We start from the raw sequence: 17,021 nt of genomic DNA, 5'->3' as shown, positions 1-17,021 counted from the left end.
TGCCTGCTAGGAAGTCTTGAAATTGGCCTTCTTTAACAGGGATTCGTACTGCTGCGACATCATGTAGTTCTGCACTTGGGCCATGAAGTCCATCGTGACCACCACGATAATCAGCAAAGAGGTACCACCGAAATAGAACGGCACGTTGTATTTCAGAATCAGGAACTCCGGCAGCAGGCAGACGAATGTGATGTACACCGCGCCTGCCAGCGTCAGTCGAACCAGGATCTTGTCGATGTAGCGCGCAGTCTGGTCACCTGGGCGAATGCCCGGGATGAATGCACCGCTTTTCTTCAGATTGTCGGCGGTCTCGCGGCTGTTGAATACGAGTGCCGTGTAGAAGAAACAGAAGAACACGATTGCGGCCGCATAAAGCAGCACGTAGATCGGTTGCCCCGGCGTCAGCGCACTCGCGATGTCCTTGATCCAGCGCATGCTGTCGCCGGTGCTGAACCAACTTACCACCGTGGTTGGCAGCAAGATGATCGAAGAGGCAAAGATCGGCGGGATCACCCCAGCCATGTTGAGCTTCAGCGGGAGATGGGAGGACTGGCCGCCGTAGACTTTATTGCCGACTTGCCGACGCGCGTAATTCACCAGAATCTTGCGCTGGCCACGTTCCACGAATACCACGAAGTATGTGACCAGCATCACCACCGCAACGATAAACAGCGCAACGAGCACATTCATGGCACCGGTGCGCACCAATTCGAGCAGGCCGCCGATGGCGCTGGGCAGGCCGGCTGCGATGCCGGCGAAGATCAGGATCGAGATCCCGTTGCCCAGACCTCTCTCGGTGATCTGCTCACCCAGCCACATCAGGAACATCGAACCAGCCGTGAGGCTGACCATTGCCGTGAGGCGAAAGCCGAAGCCAGGCGAGATCACCAGGCCTGCCGAAGATTCCAGCGCCACAGCGATGCTGAAAGACTGAAAGAGCGCGAGGCCTAGCGTCCCATAGCGCGTGTACTGCGTGATCTTGCGCCGGCCGCTCTCGCCTTCCTTTTTCAGTTGTTCGAAGGTCGGCACGACGTAGGTCATCAACTGCATGATGATCGACGCGGAGATGTACGGCATGATACCCAGCGCGAACACGGTGAAGCGCGATAGCGCACCGCCCGAGAACATGTTGAAGAGGCTTAGGATGCCGCCTTGCTGGCCCTGGAACAACTGCGCCAATTGGTCCGGGTTGATGCCCGGCACCGGAATGTGAGCTCCGATGCGATAGACCACGAGGGCGAGCAGCAAGAAGACGAGCCGGCGACGCAGATCGCCGAACTTGCCTGTCTTTGCGAGCGTCGCCGCGTTCGTTGCCACTATGACCTTCTTTCGCTTGCGATCAGGCCACGCTGCCGCCGACCGCTTCGATTGCGGTCTTGGCACCGGCAGTCGCGCCGATACCCGTCAGCTTGACGGCCTTGGTCAGCTCGCCCGACTTGATAACCTTCACCACCTTGGCGATCTGGCCCACCAGGCCGGCTTGCTTGAGCGCGAGCAGGTCCACTTCGGCCAAGCCCAGCTTCTCGAGCCCCGTCAGCGTCACCTCGGCGTTGTACTTGAGCGATTGTGATTTGAACCCCCGCTTGGGCAGGCGGCGCTGCAGCGGCATCTGGCCGCCCTCGAATCCCACCTTGTGAAAGCCGCCCGCGCGCGACTTCTGACCCTTGTGACCACGACCCGCAGTCTTGCCCAGGCCGGAGCCAATACCGCGGCCGACACGGCGCTTGGCGTGCTTGGCGCCCGCCGCCGGCTTGATGCCATTGAGTTCCATATGCGTCTCTCTCAGTGACTCTGTTTAGAGCACTTTGACCAGATAACTGATCTTGTTGATCATGCCGCGCACCGCGGGCGTGTCCTGCAGTTCGCTCACGCTGTTGAGCTTGCGCAGGCCCAGGCCGCGCACGGTGTCGCGATGCGATTGCTTGGTGCCGATCGGGCTCTTGACCAGTTGCACCTTGAGCGTTTGTTGTTGCGTTGTCATGTCGATACTCCCGTTCAGGCGAAGAGTTGCTCGACGGTCAGGCCGCGCTTGGCTGCGACTTCGGACGCCGTCGTCGAATTGCGCAGACCGTCGAGCGTGGCACGCACCATGTTGTAGGGATTAGACGAACCGTGGCTCTTGGCCACAATGTCAGTGATGCCCATTACTTCGAACACTGCGCGCATCGGGCCGCCGGCGATGATGCCGGTACCCTTCGGCGCCGGGATCATGACCACCGAGGCGGCACCCCAATGGCCCGTCACGCGATGGTGCAACGTGCCGTTCTTGATCGAGATCTTCGCGAGATTACGACGGGCTTCTTCCATCGCCTTCTGCACGGCGGCCGGCACTTCCTTCGACTTGCCCTTGCCCATGCCGACGCGACCATCGCCGTCACCGACCACGGTGAGGGCTGCGAAACCCAGGATACGACCACCCTTCACCACCTTGGTGACGCGATTGATCGCAATCATCTTCTCGCGCAAACCGTCTTCGGGGCCTTCGCTTTGCGTTCTTGCCTGAATCTTTGCCATATTTGAATCTCGTGTCCGGTTAGAACTGCAGGCCGGCTTCGCGAGCCGCATCGGCCAGCGCCTTGACGCGTCCGTGGTAGGCGAAACCGGCACGGTCGAAGGCGACCTTCTCGACACCGGCGGCCTTCGCCTTTTCAGCGATGCGCTTGCCGATGATGGTGGCTGCCGCGGTGTTGCCGCCCTTGCCGGAACCACCTAACGAGTTGCGCACTTCGACTTCCGCCGTTGAGGCGGACGCGATCACCTTGGTGCCGTCGTCAGAGATGACAGCGGCATAGATGTGCAGGTTGGTACGGTTCACCGTCAGGCGCGCCACGCCTTGCGTCGCAATGCGGATGCGGGTCTGGCGCGAGCGGCGAAGACGCTGTGCTTTCTTGGTCAACATCATTTTGCTGCCCCTTATTTCTTCTTGGTCTCTTTGATCACGATCTTCTCGTCCGCATAGCGGATGCCTTTGCCCTTGTAGGGTTCGGGCGGACGAACAGCTCGGATCTCAGCGGCGATCTGGCCTACGCGCTGGCGGTCGGCACCCTTGATCACGACTTCGGTCGGGGTGGGCGTCGCCACCGTGATGCCTTCGGGCATCAGCTTGTCGACCGGGTGCGAGTAGCCGACCTGCAGGTTCAGCTTGGCGCCTTGCGCCTGGGCCTTGTAGCCCACGCCGACCAGGTTCAGCTTCTTCTCGAAGCCCTTGGTCACACCGACCACCATGTTGTTGACCAGCTGGCGCACTGTACCGCTCATCGCGTTCGCGTCACGCGACTCGTTGGCGGGTTCGAAGCTCAGCTTGCCGTCCTTGTTGACGATGTTCACCAGCGCATTCAGCGGCAGGCTGAGCGTGCCGCCCTTGCCCTTGATGCTGATCTGCTCTTCCTTGATCGCCACATCCACGTCTTGGGGAATGGCGATCGGCATTTTTCCTACTCGGGACATTTCAGTGTTCTCCTCGATGTCTCGGTCAGGCGACGTAGCACAGCACTTCGCCGCCGACGCCGCTGGCGCGAGCCTTGCGGTCGGTCATCACACCCTTGGGGGTGGTGACGATCGCGACGCCCAGGCCGTTCTGCACTTGCGGGATTGCAGCGCTGGCCTTGTAGACGCGCAGCCCGGGACGGCTCACGCGTTCGATGCGCTCGATGACCGGACGGCCGGCGTAGTACTTCAGCGCGATCTCGAGTTCGCTCTTGCCGGCTTCGGTCTTGACCTGGAAACCGTCGATGTAGCCCTCGTCCTTCAGGACCTGCGCGATCGCGATCTTCACCTTGGAAGACGGGACCGACACCGTGGGCTTCGCCACCATCTGCGCGTTGCGGATCCGCGTCAGCAGGTCGGCAATGGGATCACTCATGCTCATGTTCTTTGCTCCTGCCTGGCTTACCAGCTGGCCTTGGTGACACCGGGAATGTCGCCGCTGAAGGCCAATTCGCGGATCTTGGCGCGGGCCAGACCGAACTGGCGGAAGGTGCCACGCGGACGGCCGGTGATTTCGCAGCGGTTGCGCTGGCGCGTCGGATTGGCGTTGCGCGGGAGCTTCTGCAGCCCCAGGCGGGCGGCCGCGCGCTCTTCGTCGCTCTTCTTCGCGTCGTTGGCGATCGCCTTCAGTTCCGCATGCTTGGCGGCGTACTTTGCGACCAGTTTTTCTCGCTTGAGCTCGCGCTCGATCAAAGCTACTTTAGCCACAAGTCACCTCAGTTCTTGAACGGGAAACGGAAGCCCGCGAGCAGCGCCTTGGCTTCTTCGTCGGTCTTGGCCGTGGTCGTGATGCTGATATTGAGACCGCGCAGGGCGTCGACCTTGTCGTACTCGATCTCAGGAAAAATGATCTGCTCTTTCACGCCGATGTTGTAGTTGCCGCGACCATCGAAAGCACGCCCGGAGATGCCGCGAAAGTCGCGCACCCGCGGCAGCGCCACGGTTACGAAGCGGTCCAGGAATTCGTACATCTGGATGCCGCGCAGCGTGACCATGCAGCCGATCGGCTGGTTCTCACGGATCTTGAAGCCCGCGATGGCCTTCTTCGACTTGGTCACGACCGGCTTCTGGCCGGCAATCTTGGTCAGGTCGGCGACCGCATTGTCGAGCACCTTCTTGTCGGCGACCGCTTCGCCCACGCCCATGTTGAGCGTGATCTTGGTGAGGCGGGGAACCTGCATCGGCGAGGTGTAGCCGAACTTCTCGATCAGGTCCTTCGCGATCTTTTCGCGATAGTGTTGTTGGAGACGTGCCATGTGAGTACCTCTTAGGCGGCCTTGATTTCTTCGCCGCTGGACTTGAAGACGCGAACGCGCTTGCCGTCCGTGACCTTGATGCCCACGCGATCGGCCTTGCCGGTCGCGGCATTGAAGATCGCCACGTTGGATTGGTGAATCGGCATGGCCTTCTCGACGATGCCACCGGTCGTTCCCTTGAGAGGATTCGGCTTGGTGTGCTTCTTGACCAGGTTGATGCCGTCGACGATCAGGTGCGAGTCGTCCTTGCGCAGCGACACCGTGCCGCGCTTGCCCTTGTCGCGCCCGGCCAGCACGACGACCTGGTCGCCCTTGCGAATCTTGTTCATGGCGTTGTCCTTACAGAACTTCGGGGGCCAGCGACACGATCTTCATGAACTTTTCGGTACGCAGCTCGCGCGTGACCGGTCCGAAGATGCGGGTGCCGATGGGCTCCAGCTTGGCGTTGAGCAGAACGGCGGCATTGCCGTCGAACTTGACGAGCGAGCCGTCGGCGCGACGGATGCCCTTGGCGGTACGAACCACCACAGCACTGTAGATCTCGCCCTTCTTGACGCGACCGCGCGGAGCGGCCTCCTTGATGCTGACCTTGATGACATCGCCCACGCTGGCATAGCGCCGCTTGGAGCCACCGAGCACCTTGATACACAGGACGGATTTCGCGCCCGTGTTGTCGGCCACATCGAGCCGGGATTCAGTTTGGATCATTTCGTGTATTCCCAACTTGTACCGATCGCCACTCCCGAACACCGGAAGCAGCTACCAGTCAGTCTTGGGCCCGTCGTCCATGCATCGAAACCACTTCGTCGCATCTCCGTTGGGCAGAAGCTCTATCGCTGTTTTCGCCTTTGAAAAGCGAAGCCCGCGATTGTGGCACGGGAGTGCATGGCTGTCAAACGCTGATGTTGTGCAGCATTTCGGGACTGCATCTCGTCGATGGACTGCGCGCCATCGAGTGCTCGCAAGAAAGCATTGGATGTGAGTGTCTGCTTCTCGAAGGACATCGGCCGGGCCTCATACTATACGATTCAGCCCCGCGAGATCGGGGCTCGTCCGACATGACCGGGCGGCAGCCGCCGGGCCATGACGGCAAGCAGCGACAATTTCAATCCGCTGTAGCCCCGCAGTTCGCCGCTTTCGAATTCACTGGATTGAGCATGAACATCGCCGTCACCTTCCTGCCCCGCCAGGAGCGGGCTCCCCTTCCGCCGATCGGCTTCATCGGCGGAGGCAACATGGCCTGCGCCATCATTGGCGGGCTGATCAAACGACAGGTGCCGACCGCGACCTTCGAGGTCGTCGAACCCCAGGCCGAAGCCCGCGAACGGCTCCGGCACGACTTCGGCATCTCGGCGCACGCCGTGGCCAGCGCGGCGCTCGAGCGCTGCGGGGTGCTGGTCTGGGCTGTCAAACCACAGAGTTTTGCGCAGGCCGCGCAGGGCGTCCGGGGGCTGGCCCCGGACGCCCTGCATATAAGCGTCGCCGCCGGCATCCCCTCCGACAGCATCGCGCGATGGCTCGCCACCGAGCAGGTGGTCCGCGCCATGCCGAACACGCCGGCACTGGTCGGCAGGGGCATGACCGGCCTGTTCGCGCGGGCGGCCGTTGACCCGGCCGGGCGCAATCAGGTGGAGCAGGTGCTGGGGGCCACCGGCGAGTTGCTCTGGGTGGACGCCGAGAGCGCGCTGGACGCGGTCACCGCAGTGTCCGGCTCGGGACCCGCCTATGTGTTCTATTTCATCGAGGCCATGACCGAGGCGGGCCTCGAGCTGGGACTCACGCCCGAGCAGGCGCACCGACTGGCCGTTGGCACCTTCACCGGTGCCTCGATCCTGGCGAACGATGCAAGCGAACCGCCCGCCGTGCTGCGCGAGCGGGTGACCTCCAAGGGCGGAACCACCTACGCCGCGATGACCTCGCTTGAGAACGCCGATGTCAAGGCGAAATTCAAGACTGCGATCCGCGCCGCCCACCAACGCGCGGCAGAACTGGCTGAGGAGTTCGGCCGCGGCTGAGACCGCAGCCTCCAGGTTCAGCGCAGCAGATAGCCAGCTACGACGCCTGCAAACACGGTGAAGCCCAGCCAGTGGTTGAGCCGAAAGGCCTTGAAGCACCCCTCCCGGGCGCGCTGGCGGATCAGCCACCAATGCCACAGTGCCTGCACCGCTGCCAAGGCAATGCCGCAGTGGAAGATGGGAGCCAACTCGCGGCTCGTGCCGGCGGCGGCCCAGATGCCGAGATAGATGGCATAGCTCGCCACGACCGCGGTCACATCGAAGCGCCCGAAGGTGATGGCCGAGGTCTTCATCCCGATCTTGAGATCGTCGTCGCGGTCGACCATCGCATACTCGGTGTCGTAGGCCAAGACCCAGAACAGATTGCCCGCCAGCAACCACCAGGCGAAGGCCGGCACCGAGGATTGCACCGCCGCAAAAGCCATCGGAATGCCGAAACTGAAGGCGATGCCCAGGACCGCCTGCGGGATGGACATGAAGCGCTTGGCGAACGGGTAAACCAGCGTGACCGCAAGCGCCGCGAAGGACCACAGCACCGTCGCACGATTCGTCGTGAGCACCAAGGCGAAAGCGGCCAGCGCGAGCACGGCCCCAACGGTCAGCGCCTCGGCGACCGACAGCGCACCGCTGGTGACCGGCCGCTGCGCGGTGCGCTTGACGTGGCGATCGAAATCGCGGTCGGCCACGTCATTGACGCAGCAGCCGGCGCTACGCATCAGGATGGTGCCGAGCACAAAGACCGTGAGCAAGTGCCAGCCGGGAAATCCATCGGCCGCAAACCAGAGCGCCGACAGCGAAGGCCATAGCAGCAGCAGCCAGCCGGCCGGCCGATTCCAGCGGATCAGGTCCAGGTAGAGCGAGAGACGGCCGCGAGTAGCGATGGCGGTGGATACGGACATGCCGCGATTTTGCGCCACGGCCCCAAAAGAAGGCCACTTGCGGCCCCTGCGCGAAGCGCCGCGGCCCGGGAGGCAGCTCAGTCTTCGAGCAGCGAACGCAACATCCAGGCCGTCTGGTCGTGCACGGTGCAGCGCGCAGTCAGCATGTCGGCAGTGGGATCGTCGCCGGCCTCCTCGGCCACGGGGATGAACTCGCGCGCGATGCGGGAGACCGTCTCGTGACCCTTCACGAGTATGCGCACCATCTCCATTGCCTTGGGCGGGTCCTTGGGCACGTCGGGCACGGTCGCGATATTGCTGAACTCGGCATAGGAGCCCGGTGCGTAGTGCCCCAGCGCACGGATGCGCTCGGCGATCACATCGGTGGCGCCCCACAGCTCCGTGTACTGCTCCATGAACATTGCATGCAGCGAGTTGAAATGCGGCCCCGTCACGTTCCAGTGGAAGTTGTGCGTCGTGAGATAGAGCGTGTACGTGTCCGCCAGCACGCGACTCAAGCCTTCCGCGATGGCGGCACGGTCCTCACTCTCGATGCCGATGTTGATGATCGGCGCATTGCGGCCGCCCGATTCCTGTGCCACGAGCGTACCGCCCTTGTTGGGCACCTTGCCGGCGGAGGCGGCCGGCGCGTTGCCGAAGGCGGACTTGGACTTCTTGTCGACTTTGGCCATGGCGAGGATTCTTTCTTCGAGGTTGTTGAACCGGAAGAAACTTTAAAAGCCAAACGCCGGCTTCGCAACAGCCGCACTCTATCGCGGCGATTGCGTCGCCGCCTGCCAGAGATGGTGGAGTTCGGCGGCCGAGCGCGGCAGCTACGAGAGCCGTCTCACGCCCGGCAGCTCGCAGGCGTAGATCGCGTTTCGCAGCGCGGCGATGGCCTCGTAGCGAGTAAAGCTGCGGCGCCAGGCCAGCACCACGCGGCGCGTCGGCGGCTCGCCGCCCTGCAGGTCGCGCACGGGGAGGTAGCGCACGATTTGCTCGGGCTCTCTGCCCCGGCCCTTCGCGGCGCGGGGCTTCAGCGCATCGGCCGGCACCGACAATCGCGGCACCAGCGTCACGCCCATGCCAGCCGCCACCATGTGCTTGATGGTCTCCAGCGAGGAGCCTTCGAAGCTCTTGCGAATGCCCTCGGCATCGCTCGAGAAGCGTGCGAACTCCGGACAGACCTCGAGCACATGGTCGCGAAAGCAATGGCCCGTGCCGAGCAGCAGCATGGTCTCCTTCTTGAGCTCGTCGGAGCTCACGGACTCGCGCTCTGCCAGCGGATGGTGGATGGGAACGGCAGCCATGAAGGGCTCGTCGTACAGCTGCGCCACCGCAAGTCCGGCATCCGGGAAGGGCTCGGCCATGATCGCGCAGTCGATCTCCCCGGCACGCAGCATCTCCAGCAGCTTGACGGTGAAGTTCTCCTGCAGTACCAGCGGCATCTGCGGGGTGCGCGCGATGTTCTGGCGCACCAGGTCCGGCAGCAGGTAGGGGCCGATCGTGTAGATCACACCCAGATTGAGCGGCCCCGACAGCGGGTCCTTTCCTCGCTTGGCGATCTCCTTGATGCTGGCGGCCTGGTCAAGCACGCTCTGCGCCTGCTGCACGATCTGCTCGCCCAGAGGGGTGACCGTGACCTCGCCCGCGCTGCGCTCGAAGAGCTTGACCTCGAGCTCGTCCTCCAGCTTCTTGATCGCGACCGAGAGGGTGGGTTGAGATACGTAGCAGGCCTCGGCCGCCTTGCCGAAATGCCGCTCGCGCGCGACCGCAACGATGTATTTGAGTTCCGTGAGGGTCATAGCTTGCGTCAATTATGCGCAAGAGCTCCCAAAGCTGTCGGGAGCATCGCCCCATTGCCTGCATTCAGGCCTTGAGGTATTCGGCTTTGCTGCCCAGCCACCGGTCGATGTGCTTCTCAGCCAGCTCGGCATGCCGGTCCAGCATGCGCGGGGCCACGGCGCGAGCCCAGTCGAGCAGCAGGACGTCGGTGCTGAGGTCCGCGAAGCGCAGCAACGGTGCGCCTGACTGGCGTGCGCCGAGGAACTCCCCGGGGCCGCGGATGTCGAGGTCGCGCCGCGCGATCTCGAAGCCGTCGCTGGTCTCGGCCATGGCCTTGAGCCTCTGTCGCGCGGCCTCCCCGACGCGGCCGCCCTCGTTCGGTGCGTAGAGCAGGACACACGCCGAGGCCGCCGCGCCGCGGCCCACGCGCCCGCGAAGCTGATGCAGCTGCGAGAGTCCGAAACGCTCGGCATGCTCGATCACCATCAGCGAAGCATTGGGAACATCGACGCCAACCTCGATCACGGTGGTGCTGACCAGCACCTGCAGCCTGTTGGCGGTGAAGCTTTCCATCACGGCCTGTTTTTCGGCCGTCGGCATGCGCGAATGCAGGAGCCCGACGCCGACTTGATCCCCCAGCGCCGCGGCGAGCTCGTCGCGGGTCTCGGTGGCGTTGCGCAGGTCGACGGCCTCGCTTTCCTCGATCAGGGGGCAAACCCAGTAGACCTGCCGGCCCTGCTCGAGTTGGACGCGGATGCGGTCGACGACCTCGTCGCGCCGGTGCTCGGCCACCAGCTTGGTGACGATGGGCGTGCGGCCCGGCGGAAGCTCATCGAGGGTGGAGACGTCGAGATCGGCGTAGTAGCTCATCGCCAGGGTGCGCGGGATGGGGGTGGCGCTCATCATCAGCAGGTGAGGTTCCAGCTGCCCGCCGGCTTTGCCTCGCAGAGCCAGGCGCTGCGCGACACCGAAGCGGTGCTGCTCGTCGATGATCGCCAGCGCCAGCCGCCGGAAGCGCACCTTCTCCGAGATCACCGCATGCGTGCCGATCACCAGCGCGGCCTCGCCGTTCTCGGCCGCGGCCGACATTGCGTCGCGCTCTTTCTTCTTCTGGCTGCCGGTGAGCCAAGCCACCCGTAGGCCGCGCTCTGCCAGCAGCGGATCGAGCCACCCGACCAACTTGCCGAAATGCTGGGCTGCCAGGATCTCGGTGGGCGCCATCAGCGCGCACTGGTGGCCCGCGTCGATGCAACGGGCGGCGGCAAGCGCCGCGACGACGGTCTTGCCGGAGCCCACATCGCCCTGCAGCAGCCGGTGCATCGGCACCTCGCGAGCCAGGTCATGGACGATCTCTTCCACCACGCGCTGCTGGGCACCCGTCAGGGCGAAGGGCAAGGCAGCCCGCAGCACATCGCCCAACGCGTCTTTGGTGGGCACCGCCGCCAGCACTGGCGCCCTTTGCACCGCGCGGGCTTGCCGCGCCTGCAGCTGTGACAGCTGCTGCGCCAGCAGCTCGTCGGCCTTCAACCGCTGCCATGCCGGATGGCTGTGATCCTCCAGCGTGGCCATCGCGACGTCGGGAGCCGGGTAGTGCAGAAAATGGAGCGCACGCCGCAAATCCCAGGCCCCATCCGGAATGTCGGCAGCAGGAATCGTTTCGTCGAGCACAGCGCGAGCAAGTCCGGAGCGCACTTCCCGCCGCAGCACGGGCTGCGGCAGACCCGCGATCGTCGAGTACACCGGTGTCAGTGCTTCGGGCAACTCCGTGCCGGCCGCCTTGACGTTCGGATGCATCATCTGCCGCCCGACAAAGCCGCCCCTCACTTCACCGCGCACGCGCACCCTTGCGCCCACCGCCAGCTGCTTCTGTTGCGAGGGATAGAAGTTGAAGAAGCGCAGCTGGCAGGTGTCGCTGCCGTCGTCCACCGTCACGATCAGCTGGCGGCGTGGGCGAAAGACCACCTCGCACTCGATCACCATCGCCTCGATCTGCGCCATGTCGCCATCGCGCGTGTCCGCGAGCCGAACGACCCGGGTCTCGTCCTCGTAGCGCATCGGCAGGTAGAGCGCGAAATCGATGTCCCGCACCAGGCCCAGCTTGCGGAGCGCGCGCTGCACCGCGCTCAGGCCGGCGCCGGGCGCCGCGGTTTGTGCGGGCTCTTCCGGTGGCAAGGACTTGGCAGTGGCGGGCATGGGACAATTCTGCCCGCCTCTCCCGCTTCCCTCCCATTGCCTCCTTGGCACGGGTCCGTCCGGCCCTCAAGACTCATGCGCGCCTTCACGCTTTCCGATTTCGATTTCAAGCTGCCGCCCGAGCTGGTGGCTCAGCATCCCGCAACCGAACGCAGCGCCTCGCGCCTGCTCGACGGCACTGGAGACCCACCCGCCGATCGCATCTTCAAAGAACTCCCCTCGCTGCTGCGCGCGGGCGACCTGCTGGTCTTCAACGACACCCGCGTCGTCAAGGCGCGGCTCTTCGGCGAGAAGCCCACCGGCGGCAAGCTCGAGCTGCTGGTCGAGCGCGTGCTGCAGGGCCATGAGGTCGTGGCCCACATGAAGGTCAGCAAGAAGCCGCCGGTCGGCACCGTGCTGGCGATGGCGGGCGGCTTCGAGGCGACACTGCTGGGCCGCTGGCCCGACGAGCACGGCGCGCTGTTCCGCCTGCGCTTCGACAGCCCCACGGGCGAGGATCCCTACGCGCTGATGGCGCGCTGCGGCCACGTGCCCTTGCCTCCCTATATCGAGCACGCCGATTCGCAGCAGGACGAGCACCGCTACCAGACCGTGTTCGCCCGCGTGCCAGGGGCGGTTGCCGCACCCACGGCAGCGCTGCACTTCGACGAGGCGCTGCTCGACGAGCTCGAGGCGCGCGGCGTTCAACGCACCAACGTCACGCTGCACGTAGGCGCGGGCACATTCCAGCCGGTCAAGACCGAGAACATTGCCGAGCACCAGATGCATACCGAACGCTACGATGTGCCCGAGGCAACCCAGCACGCCATCGCCGAGGCCAAGGCGCGCGGCGGCCGCATCGTCGCTGTCGGCACCACCACCGTGCGCACGCTCGAGTCGTGGGCCAGGAGCGGCGAAGCCAGCGGCGACACAGGCATCTTCATCACGCCCGGCTTCGCCTTCGCCCACGTGGACCTGCTCGTCACCAACTTCCACCTACCCAAGAGCACGCTCATGATGCTGGTGAGTGCCTTCGCCGGCCACGAGCGCGTGATGGCGCTCTATGCCCACGCGATCCACGCGCGCTATCGCTTCTTCAGCTACGGCGACGCGATGCTCCTGGCCCTGGCGAACTGATCAAGACACGACGCATGCTGAATTTCGAACTCCTCGCCACCGACCCCGGCAGCCACGCCCGCCGCGGCACCCTGACGCTCAACCACGGCGTGGTGCAGACGCCGATCTTCATGCCCGTGGGCACCTACGGCACAGTCAAGGGCGTGATGCCCCGCAGCCTCGAGGAGATGGGCGCACAGATCATCCTCGGCAACACCTTTCACCTCTGGATGCGCCCCGGCCTCGACGTGATGGCCGGCTTCGGCGGCCTTCATCAATTCGAGAAATGGAACAAGCCCATCCTCACCGATTCCGGCGGCTTCCAGGTCTGGTCGCTGGGTGCAATGCGCAAGATCAGCGAGGAAGGCGTGAAGTTCGCCTCACCGGTCAACGGCGACAAGCTCTTCCTCACGCCCGAGGTCTCGATGCAGATCCAGACCATCCTCAATAGCGACATCGTCATGCAGTTCGACGAGTGCACGCCCTACGACACCGATGGTCACATCACCACCGAGGCCGAGGCGCACTCGTCGATGGCGTTGAGCCTGCGCTGGGCACGGCGCTGCCAGGCCGAATTCGCGCGACTGGCAAACCCCAACGCGCTCTTCGGCATCGTGCAGGGCGGCATGTACGAGAACCTGCGCGAAGAGTCGCTGGCGCAACTGGTGGAGCTCGACTTTCCGGGCTATGCAATCGGCGGCGTGAGCGTGGGCGAGCCCAAGGAGGAAATGCTGCGCATCATGGCGCACACGCCGCACCGGCTACCCCCCCACAAGCCGCGCTACCTGATGGGCGTCGGCACGCCCGAGGACCTGGTTGAAGGCGTCGCTCAGGGTGTCGACATGTTCGATTGCGTGATGCCCACGCGCAATGCGCGCAACGGGACCCTCTTCACGCGCTTCGGCGATCTGAAGATGCGCAACGCGCGCCACAAGAACGACCCGCAGCCCATCGATCCAAGCTGCAGCTGCCATGCCTGCGCGGGGGCCTCCGGCGTGCCGTGGAACGAAGGCGGGCGCGAAGGCTTCAGCCGCGCCTACCTGCATCACCTGGACCGCTGCGGCGAGATGCTCGGGCCGATGCTCACGACCATCCACAACCTGCACTACTACCTGAACTTGATGCACGAGATCCGCGCGGCCCTCGATGCGGGCACCTATCCGCAGTTCCGCGCGCGATTCAAGACCGATCGCGCGCGCGGCATCTGAGCTACTCCGCGGTGCCTGGGGTCTCGAAGACCAGCGGCGCGATGTGAGCCTCGAACAGGTGGATCTCGTCCGGTTCCTTGGCATTGGCGACCAGGCTAGCCGCCGACAGCAAGGCGGCGGCTACCGATGCAAGGTAAAGGCCGGCAGCGGCGTGGCGGCGAAGGAGCTGGCTGAACATGGTTGCACGTCTCGTATCGAAGGAATCGAGCGTAGTCAGAAGCCGCGCGCGTGGGAACACGACCTAAGCCATACGCCGCATGCAAGGCCTGTGGGTGCAACTGGCACGCGCCGACCACGGCGGAGAGAATCACTCTGCCGCCCAAGTCGCGGCAGCCCTCTCCACTCGCACGGAACCTGACCATGACGGCAACGAACTCCACCTATTCGGCGCGCTATCCATCGCTCGCGGGCCGCAGCGTTTTCATCTCCGGTGGCGCCACCGGCATCGGCGAAGCGCTGGTGCGTGCCTTCCATGCGCAAGGCGCGAATGTCGGCTTCTGCGATATCGATGTCGCGGCGGGCCAGGCACTGGCGAACACCCTGCAGGGCGACAACGCGGTGCTCTTTTGCGAGTGCGATGTGACCGACGTCGCCGCACTGCAAGCGGCGATTGCCGCAACCCGTGCGCGCTTCGGGCCGATCCGCGTGCTGCTCAACAACGCCGCCAACGATCGGCGCCACGACATGGCCGATGTCACGAGCGAGGATTTCGATGCGCTGGTGGCGATCAACTTCAAGCACCAGTTTTTTGCTGCGCAGGCGGTGGCCGAGGACATGCGCGCGGCCGGCGGCGGCTCGATCATCAACTTCGGCTCGATCAGCTGGATGATCAAGGGCGCCGGCTATCCGGTCTACCAGGCCTGCAAGGCCGCCGCGCGAGGCCTCACGCGCTCCCTGGCACGCGACCTCGGCAAGGCCAACATCCGCGTCAACTCCATCGTGCCCGGCTGGGTGATGACCGAGCGCCAGCTGAAACTGTGGGTCAAGCCCGAGTCAGAGGCCCAGATCGACGCCGCGCAGTGCCTGCCCGGCCGCGTGAGGGCCGAGGACATCGCCAGCATGGCACTCTTTCTCGCGGCCGACGATTCGAGGATGTGCAGCGCGCAGGACTACGTGGTTGACGCGGGCTGGACCTGAAGCGGCGGTACACCGGCTGGCAGAGGCACTGCCGCAGCGGTCCCGCAGGCATGGCAGAAGAGGGAGAAAGCGCTCTTGCGCGCCTTGCACGCGCGGCAATGGTCGAACAGGCCGATGCCGCAATGCGGGCAGAAGTCGATCTCGGTGTTCTTGAGATCCACCGGCCGTTCGCAGCCGGGGCAGACGCTCTTGGCAAGCCGCGCGAGGGCGGTGTCGTAACTCAGCTCGTTGCGCCGCACCATGTCGGGCTGCGCCTCGGCCAGCTTCTGGCGTGCGAGGTAGCGGTTGAGCGCGATGATCGCGTAGCGCCCCACCAGCACGGTCAGCACGATGCCCACCGCGTACCGCACATAGCCTCCGTAGCTCGGCAGGTAGGGCACGAGCTCGACGAAGAAGGCGAACAGCGCAAAGAAGATGAAGCCCCAGACGAAGGGCCACCAGGTGCTCTTGCGCTTCTTCGCGAACAGCCAGCCCGCGACCACCAGGAGCGGCAGGGTGAGCGCCAGCCGGTAGCCGAACACGCGCAACTCGACGCGCCGGTTCTCCGCCTCGAGCGCCTTGCGCGCCGTCTCCTCCAGTGCCGCGAGCTTCTCCTGCGCGGCCTGGCGCGCCTGGCGGGCGTCGAGCGCAATCTGGCGCTGCGTCCCAACGGCGCGCTGCGCTTCGTCTTCCTTGCCCTTCAGCGCATCGAGCGCCTTGGTGCGAGCGATGAGCTCGCTGTCCTGGTCGGGCTGCGCGGTGACGCGCCGCGTGGCCAGCCAGTTGCCGAAGGTCTCGCGCGCCGCGCGGCTGGCTTGCTGTGCAGCGAGCAGCGCGAGTTCGGCCTGCTCGCGCTCGCGCGTGGACTCCTGCTCGGTTCGCTGGCTGGCCCGGATGGTCTGGCGCAGCGGCTCGGCGGCCGGGCGGTCGATGAAGTCGTCGAGCGTCAATGTGCGCTCGACCCGCGGCAGATCGCCCACGATGGTGCTGCCAAGCCCGATCAGGAAGCTTGCGAACACGAGCGCTACCACCCACAGGCCGCGGCGGAACCACTTCTCGGACAGGCGCAGGGATTTACTGCTCATTTCACTCCTCGTTTCTGGAACTGCCGCATTAGAGCCTGAGCACCACAGGCGCCGCCCCGAGCCCTGCGCGCGGTAGCCAGGCGAAGACCGAGTCGACCGTCACGGTCTCGATGCGGTCGGAAAAGCGCTTCTCGTTCGGATGGTCGTCAAAGGCCACGTTGGCCGCGCCGAGGCGGCCGCCGAGCCGCGTCAGCGGCCCGAGCTTAAGCGTGGTGGGCTCGTAGCCCTTGAACTTCAACCATGCCTGCGCTTGCCCGCGCGTAAGGATGGTCGCCGGCTCCATTGCCGCGGCGAGCGTCTCGATGGCCCACTGGTTCGACTGCTGGTACCTGTCGCCCCAGGCATAGCTCACGATGCTGTAGGGCGCCGTATGCAACCGGGTGATGCGCAACGCTGATTCATCGAGCGCAGCCCGCAGGTGCGCCTGCACATCCGGCGTCGGCACCACCCAGGCCGCTTCGTTGCGCCACAGGTCGTCAAGGAAGAACTCGCCCAGTCCCTGGCGGTAGATCGCCGCCGTCGCGGTGTTGCACTGATTGAGCTTGTGCACCACGCGCCAGGCCCCTGCCTCGGTCTTGTAGGCAAGGCCCATGTGGGAGTAGCGCAGCCCGTACTTGCCCAGGTCCTGCCCCGCTCTCGCCAGCAGCACTACCTGCGCGCCGCTGGCATCCAGTTGCTGCGCGGTGCGCTGCGCGAGCTCCATGCCCTTGATGATCGAAGCTGCGGCCAGCCGGTGTTCCTCGCAGGACCGGCCCGCGTGCGCGTTGAGCGGGAACAGGAAGAGGCCCGCCAGCACCACCGCCGTCGCGGCCGCGAGCAGGTGCATCACCGCCCGCAGCCCGCGCCGTGCGCGCGACATGCGGCTGCGGTACTCGGTCTCATAGCTGCCGAAGTTGGTGGGGAT

Annotated in this window: 22 protein-coding genes; 4 read left to right on the top strand and 18 right to left on the bottom strand. The window is 64.9% G+C overall.

The genetic code is table 11. From position 1 onward, the window contains the following. Window positions 1-6: 6 nt before the first annotated feature. From secY to rplN, 11 genes are read right to left on the bottom strand one after another with little or no spacing between them, the layout of a single operon-like run. Window positions 7-1,317: a preprotein translocase subunit SecY gene (gene secY, locus G3W89_RS03045; protein WP_162572714.1), complete on the bottom strand. Its 1,311-nt coding sequence runs from the start codon at window positions 1,315-1,317 to the stop codon at window positions 7-9. A gap of 22 nt (window positions 1,318-1,339) precedes the next feature. Next, window positions 1,340-1,771, bottom strand: coding sequence for a 50S ribosomal protein L15 (gene rplO / locus G3W89_RS03040; RefSeq protein WP_162572713.1), 432 nt, complete (start codon window positions 1,769-1,771; stop codon window positions 1,340-1,342). Between the two features lie 24 nt (window positions 1,772-1,795). Beyond that, a complete protein-coding gene (gene rpmD / locus G3W89_RS03035) occupies window positions 1,796-1,981 on the bottom strand; it encodes a 50S ribosomal protein L30 (RefSeq protein ID WP_057593150.1) in 186 nt (61 codons plus the stop codon). A 14-nt stretch (window positions 1,982-1,995) separates the two neighbouring features. After that, on the bottom strand, window positions 1,996-2,514 hold the full coding sequence (rpsE, locus tag G3W89_RS03030) for a 30S ribosomal protein S5 (RefSeq protein WP_068674573.1): 519 nt from the start codon (window positions 2,512-2,514) through the stop codon (window positions 1,996-1,998). 19 nt (window positions 2,515-2,533) lie between these two features. Next, a complete protein-coding gene (rplR, locus tag G3W89_RS03025; protein WP_162577297.1) occupies window positions 2,534-2,899 on the bottom strand; it encodes a 50S ribosomal protein L18 in 366 nt (121 codons plus the stop codon). Between the two features lie 14 nt (window positions 2,900-2,913). After that, a complete protein-coding gene (rplF, locus tag G3W89_RS03020) occupies window positions 2,914-3,447 on the bottom strand; it encodes a 50S ribosomal protein L6 (protein ID WP_162572712.1) in 534 nt (177 codons plus the stop codon). Between the two features lie 25 nt (window positions 3,448-3,472). Beyond that, the gene (gene rpsH, locus G3W89_RS03015) at window positions 3,473-3,868 is read right to left on the bottom strand and encodes a 30S ribosomal protein S8 (RefSeq protein WP_162572711.1); all 396 of its coding nucleotides are present in this window, start codon (window positions 3,866-3,868) and stop codon (window positions 3,473-3,475) included. Between the two features lie 20 nt (window positions 3,869-3,888). Beyond that, a complete protein-coding gene (rpsN, locus tag G3W89_RS03010; RefSeq protein WP_162572710.1) occupies window positions 3,889-4,194 on the bottom strand; it encodes a 30S ribosomal protein S14 in 306 nt (101 codons plus the stop codon). Window positions 4,195-4,202: 8 nt separating this feature from the next. After that, window positions 4,203-4,742: a 50S ribosomal protein L5 gene (rplE, locus tag G3W89_RS03005; protein ID WP_162572709.1), complete on the bottom strand. Its 540-nt coding sequence runs from the start codon at window positions 4,740-4,742 to the stop codon at window positions 4,203-4,205. Between the two features lie 11 nt (window positions 4,743-4,753). Then, window positions 4,754-5,071, bottom strand: coding sequence for a 50S ribosomal protein L24 (gene rplX / locus G3W89_RS03000; protein ID WP_162572708.1), 318 nt, complete (start codon window positions 5,069-5,071; stop codon window positions 4,754-4,756). A 10-nt stretch (window positions 5,072-5,081) separates the two neighbouring features. Continuing rightward, entirely contained in the window at window positions 5,082-5,450 is a 369-nt protein-coding gene (gene rplN / locus G3W89_RS02995; protein ID WP_068674584.1) for a 50S ribosomal protein L14, read from the bottom strand. Window positions 5,451-5,899: 449 nt separating this feature from the next. Here rplN and proC point away from each other — a divergent pair, with 449 nt between their 5' ends. Beyond that, on the top strand, window positions 5,900-6,757 hold the full coding sequence (gene proC / locus G3W89_RS02990) for a pyrroline-5-carboxylate reductase (protein ID WP_162572707.1): 858 nt from the start codon (window positions 5,900-5,902) through the stop codon (window positions 6,755-6,757). A 17-nt stretch (window positions 6,758-6,774) separates the two neighbouring features. Here proC and ubiA read toward each other — a convergent pair whose 3' ends face one another. From ubiA to recG, 4 genes are all read right to left on the bottom strand, one after another. Then, window positions 6,775-7,656, bottom strand: coding sequence for a 4-hydroxybenzoate octaprenyltransferase (gene ubiA / locus G3W89_RS02985; RefSeq protein ID WP_162572706.1), 882 nt, complete (start codon window positions 7,654-7,656; stop codon window positions 6,775-6,777). A 77-nt stretch (window positions 7,657-7,733) separates the two neighbouring features. Continuing rightward, a complete protein-coding gene (locus tag G3W89_RS02980) occupies window positions 7,734-8,327 on the bottom strand; it encodes a Dps family protein (protein WP_162572705.1) in 594 nt (197 codons plus the stop codon). Between the two features lie 141 nt (window positions 8,328-8,468). Further along, the gene (locus G3W89_RS02975; protein WP_162572704.1) at window positions 8,469-9,440 is read right to left on the bottom strand and encodes a LysR substrate-binding domain-containing protein; all 972 of its coding nucleotides are present in this window, start codon (window positions 9,438-9,440) and stop codon (window positions 8,469-8,471) included. 64 nt (window positions 9,441-9,504) lie between these two features. Next, window positions 9,505-11,613 carry an ATP-dependent DNA helicase RecG gene (gene recG, locus G3W89_RS02970; RefSeq protein ID WP_162572703.1) on the bottom strand — a complete coding sequence of 703 codons (2,109 nt, stop codon included), beginning with the start codon at window positions 11,611-11,613 and terminating at the stop codon, window positions 9,505-9,507. 75 nt (window positions 11,614-11,688) lie between these two features. Between recG and queA the strand changes: the two genes are divergently transcribed. After that, the gene (queA, locus tag G3W89_RS02965; RefSeq protein WP_162572702.1) at window positions 11,689-12,729 is read left to right on the top strand and encodes a tRNA preQ1(34) S-adenosylmethionine ribosyltransferase-isomerase QueA; all 1,041 of its coding nucleotides are present in this window, start codon (window positions 11,689-11,691) and stop codon (window positions 12,727-12,729) included. Window positions 12,730-12,743: 14 nt separating this feature from the next. Further along, a complete protein-coding gene (tgt, locus tag G3W89_RS02960; RefSeq protein ID WP_162572701.1) occupies window positions 12,744-13,916 on the top strand; it encodes a tRNA guanosine(34) transglycosylase Tgt in 1,173 nt (390 codons plus the stop codon). Between the two features lies 1 nt (window position 13,917). On the opposite strand, the gene G3W89_RS02955 is transcribed toward tgt, so the two are convergent. Then, on the bottom strand, window positions 13,918-14,094 hold the full coding sequence (locus G3W89_RS02955; protein ID WP_162572700.1) for a hypothetical protein: 177 nt from the start codon (window positions 14,092-14,094) through the stop codon (window positions 13,918-13,920). Between the two features lie 182 nt (window positions 14,095-14,276). On the opposite strand from G3W89_RS02955, the gene G3W89_RS02950 reads away from it, so the two are divergent. Continuing rightward, window positions 14,277-15,053: an SDR family NAD(P)-dependent oxidoreductase gene (locus G3W89_RS02950; protein ID WP_162572699.1), complete on the top strand. Its 777-nt coding sequence runs from the start codon at window positions 14,277-14,279 to the stop codon at window positions 15,051-15,053. Here the strand turns inward: G3W89_RS02950 and G3W89_RS02945 are convergent. Continuing rightward, on the bottom strand, window positions 15,026-16,117 hold the full coding sequence (locus tag G3W89_RS02945; protein WP_162572698.1) for a serine endopeptidase: 1,092 nt from the start codon (window positions 16,115-16,117) through the stop codon (window positions 15,026-15,028). The genes G3W89_RS02950 and G3W89_RS02945 overlap by 28 nt on opposite strands. Before the next feature lie 28 nt (window positions 16,118-16,145). Beyond that, on the bottom strand, window positions 16,146-16,943 hold the full coding sequence (locus G3W89_RS02940) for a DUF2145 domain-containing protein (protein WP_162577296.1): 798 nt from the start codon (window positions 16,941-16,943) through the stop codon (window positions 16,146-16,148). Window positions 16,944-17,021 lie beyond the last annotated feature (78 nt).

The organism is Variovorax sp. PBL-H6 (assembly GCF_901827155.1).
Classification (GTDB): domain Bacteria; phylum Pseudomonadota; class Gammaproteobacteria; order Burkholderiales; family Burkholderiaceae_C; genus Variovorax.
This window is presented reverse-complemented; position numbering and strand designations above follow the sequence as displayed.